Here is a 3,874-nt window from a genome sequence, read left to right as displayed (position 1 = left end):
TTCGTCTACCAGTTCCCGGGGTTCGAGGTTCGTGGAAAAGATGATGAGCTGGTCGAACGGCACGGTGATCTTTTTCCCGTTGGGAAGGTTCAGGAAGTCGTATCGACGCTCCAACGGGACAATCCAGCGATTGAGGAGTTCCTGGATAGGCATTCTCTGACGACCAAAGTCGTCGATGACAAGCGTTCCACAGTTGCTCTTCATCTGAAGAGGGGCCTCGCAGATCCCCGTTGAGGTGTTGAGGGTAACCTCGAGAGCGGACATCGTCAATTCGCCCCCGGCGACGATCGTAGGTCGTCGGATGCGAACCCAACGCCTGTCGATGTGCCGGGTGTCCAAAAGCCCCTCCGGGTCGGGAAGCGGCACCTCGAAATGATTCACCGGGTCAAACACCCGAATAATCTCTCCGTCCACGCCGATCGCCCGGGGTATCCAGATGTAAGGCCCAAACGCAGCCGTCACCCGCTCGGCGATTGTCGTTTTGCCGTTTCCGGGTGCCCCGTAGAGAAAGAGTCCACGACCGGAGTTGACTGCCGGTCCCAGCCGGTTAAGCATCTCCTCGCTGATGACGAGGCCTTCCAGGGCGCGGCGCAGATCGTCCTGGGTCGGACGCTGTTTCGTCATGGACTGCACGGCGACACTGGCCACGTAGTCTCTCAGGGAGACGGGGGCCGCGCCAAAATAGGTGCAATGCTCGGCATAACGCCTGGCCCGTTCCCGGCCGAGCTCCGTTAGTTCGTACACATAGTCGTTCATGGGGGCATCGGACCGATGAACGACCAGGCGATCGCCCTTCATCCGGCGCATCAGAGGATCGATGATTTTGAACGGGAGTTTCACCTGATCGGCGATCTGACGTCCCGTGGCGTCGCCAGTGTTGAGCAGAAACTTCAAGATCAGGGCTTCAACCTCGCTTTCGGTAAGCTGGGCCTCTTCCAGGGTATCCGGCTCGACCGGCACGAATTCCGTTTCCGCCCACTCTTCCAAGGATTTTGACGATAACGCGTCCATTCGGGGTGATTCGCGTTGCGGCGGTCTCGCTTCTTCCACGGTTGCCGCCCGTGCGCCGACTAGACGGTGCAGGCGTTCCACGAGCTCGTCGAATTTGCGGTCGTCCGATGAATGCTGGCCGGCTGATTGCCCAGTGAGCGGCGTCATTCCCATCTCCGGCTCCGCCTTTTGTTGAGGAACTATCCAAGCTCCAGCCAATGTTGACTTACCAGGCTGCTGTGCTAACGTAGATTTTCTGTCCCGTTCGCCATCTGCCAGAGCATCCTCCGTAGTAAAACATAGCTTGCGAGAATGCCCGCCGTATTCTTTCGTCGAAGCTCATTCCATCAAAAACCGTACCACCCGCTTCGACGCCATGGCGTGACGGTGTGACGGGGTGCTCAAAACGAGGGTTTTATCGCGACTGCTGCAGAGATGTCAGAGCTTCATCGAGAGGATTCAGAACGGTCGCTGGCTGGGACATCGCCCCTCCGCGTTGGGGGTGTTGTTTACCTCAATGCCAGGCCGCTCATTTGGGCGTTGCCAGCCTTATGTCCCTGGGCCCGAATTTCCTTCGACGTGCCCAGTCGGTTGGCGTCGCAGTTGGCTGCAGAAGAGCTGGACGTGGCCATCGTACCGGCCATCGAGGCCTTTCGTTCCCCTGATTACGTCGTGCTCTCGGACGCGTGTATCGCGGCAGCGGATTTTGCCCGGAGCGTGGTCATTTTCAGTCGCGTTCCGCTGGACCAGATCAAAACACTAGCATTGGACGCTGCTTCGAGAACCAGCGCTGCGGTCTCGCGAATCCTTCTCGCAGAAAAATACGGGGTTTTTCCCGAGGTGCGCGAGTTGCGGCTGGGCGATGATCCTGCTAGCCTGGATTGTGACGCGGTTCTGATGATTGGTGATCGGGCGATGACCGTCAAGAAACCGCCGCTTCCCTACGCGCACGATCTCGCGGCGGAATGGTGCTCCTGGACCGGACTTCCTCTGGTGTTTGCCGTTTGGGTGGCACGCCCGGCAGACCGCGACTGGACGGAAATTGCCCGGATTTTCGCCGCTGCTCGGGACCGAGGACTGGCCGTACTGGATATCATTGCTAGGAAGGCTGCCGAAGAGTTGGGGCTTCCCCACACGTTGTGTTACGAGTACCTGACGAGAAACCTCCATTTCACGATGGGTCCAAAAGAGCATGAATCCCTCGACCTGTTTGGCAGATTGGCGGCAAAGTACGGATTTGTCCCGGCAAACGGACGGCTGCGGGTCATCCGTTGATCGGATTCTCGATCGGGCCGTCGGTGGCAAGCGATTGAGCGACGAGGAAGCGCTGACGCTTCTGGAAAAGGGAAATCTCTCCCAGCTTGGGGAAGCTGCCTGGGAGGTTTCCCGGCGACTTCACCCCGAACCCTACCGTACGTACAACATCGATCGGAACATCAACTACACGAACGTTTGTGTCGCTGGATGCCGATTTTGTGCATTTTATCGCAAGCCTGGCGATTCCGAGGCCTACGTCATCGATTATGAGACGCTCTTCCGAAAAATCGAGGAGACTCTCGCGCTTGGAGGGGATCAAATCCTCTTGCAGGGTGGTCTCAACCCGAAGCTCCCGCTCCATTGGTACGAGGACCTCTTGCGGACGATTAAGGCGAAATATCCGCAGATTAATATTCACGGTTTCAGCCCGCCGGAAATCTATTTCTTCGCTCGGATGTCCCGACTGAGTCTGGAAGAGGTTCTCGGCCGTTTGAAGGAGGCAGGGTTGGGGAGCTTGCCCGGCGGCGGGGCGGAGATCCTTGTCGATTCCGTGAGAAAACAACTGGCCCGCGCGAAGGTCGACACCGACGGTTGGCTGGCCGTTTGCCGCGCCTGGCACCGTTTGGGCGGTCGCGGGACGGCCACCATGATGTTCGGCCACGTGGAGTCGTTGGCCGACCGCATCACCCATTTTCGCCGGATTCGTGATCTTCAAGATGAGACGGGCGGCTTCACGGCGTTTATTTGCTGGACGTTCCAGCCCAAAAACACGGAGATGGAGCACGTTCCGAAACACGGCGCTTTCGACTACCTGCGGACACTTGCCGTCGCGCGGCTGTATCTGGATAACATTCCCAACATTCAGGCAAGCTGGGTCACACAAGGTGCGCGAATCGGTCAGCTCTCGCTGTGGTTTGGCGCCAACGATATGGGCAGTTTGATGATCGAAGAAAACGTCGTCGCTGCGGCGGGCACCCACTTCCGAACGTCAGAGCAGGAACTGCGGCTGCTTATCTCGCAGGCCGGTTACGTTCCCCGCCGTCGCAACGTGTTCTACGAACTGCTCGACGAGTGAAGGGGATGCACGGCCATACTGATGAAGGAAAACCCCCTGACTCACGAACCACCCCGGCCTCTCCGTGCCTGAACGACCTGGAATCGGCCGTTTCCCAATTACCGGCCCAGTTTGTCGCGCGGCTGAGAAAAATTGTGCCAGACGCATGCCTTGAAGGCTGCTTGTCAAGCTTTGTTGGCTCGAAATTTGTTGGTTTTCGGGTCAACACTCTGAAAAGCGATCGGGCAGCACTGGAAAGAGAACTGGCCGAGCTGGCCGTGTCATTCAAAAAAGTGGAGTGGTTGCCTGAAGCCTATCTGGCACCACCGTCCACGCGGGATGTGCTCAGTCATGCGCCGGCGTTTGCCGAGGGACGGCTGTACATTCAGGACCTCTCCAGCATGTTGGCCGTCCACGTGTTGGACCCACAGCCGGGCGAGGAGATTCTTGACCTGGCGGCTGCGCCCGGCGGCAAAACATGCTTTATTGCGGCACGTATGCAAAATCGGGGACGCATTGCGGCCGTGGAAGTGATTCGCGAGCGGATGTACAGGCTAGTGGCCAATCTTCGCA

At 58.3% G+C, this 3,874-nt stretch carries 3 protein-coding genes and 1 pseudogene; 3 read left to right on the top strand and 1 reads right to left on the bottom strand.

The features are described from left to right. Positions 1-1,158, bottom strand: a 1,158-nt coding sequence (locus tag H5U08_RS12440; RefSeq protein WP_297033513.1) for an AAA family ATPase, incomplete at its 3' end; no start/stop codon positions are given. Positions 1,159-1,425: 267 nt separating this feature from the next. Between H5U08_RS12440 and H5U08_RS12435 the strand changes: the two genes are divergently transcribed. From H5U08_RS12435 to H5U08_RS12425, 3 genes and pseudogenes are all read left to right on the top strand, one after another. Continuing rightward, positions 1,426-2,265, top strand: a complete 840-nt coding sequence (locus tag H5U08_RS12435) for a menaquinone biosynthesis protein (RefSeq protein WP_297033510.1) — start codon at positions 1,426-1,428, stop codon at positions 2,263-2,265. Further along, entirely contained in the window at positions 2,228-3,322 is a 1,095-nt protein-coding gene (gene mqnC / locus H5U08_RS12430; RefSeq protein WP_297033507.1) for a cyclic dehypoxanthinyl futalosine synthase, read from the top strand. The genes H5U08_RS12435 and mqnC overlap by 38 nt, the downstream gene beginning before the upstream one ends. Positions 3,323-3,327: 5 nt before the next feature. Beyond that, positions 3,328-3,874, top strand: a pseudogene (locus tag H5U08_RS12425) (hypothetical protein); the annotation flags it as partial.

The sequence above is a fragment of the Thermogutta sp. genome, assembly GCF_014359955.1.
Taxonomy (GTDB): Bacteria; Planctomycetota; Planctomycetia; order Pirellulales; family Thermoguttaceae; genus Thermogutta.
Note: the sequence above shows the minus strand (reverse complement) of the source record. Positions and strands in the feature narration are given on the sequence as shown.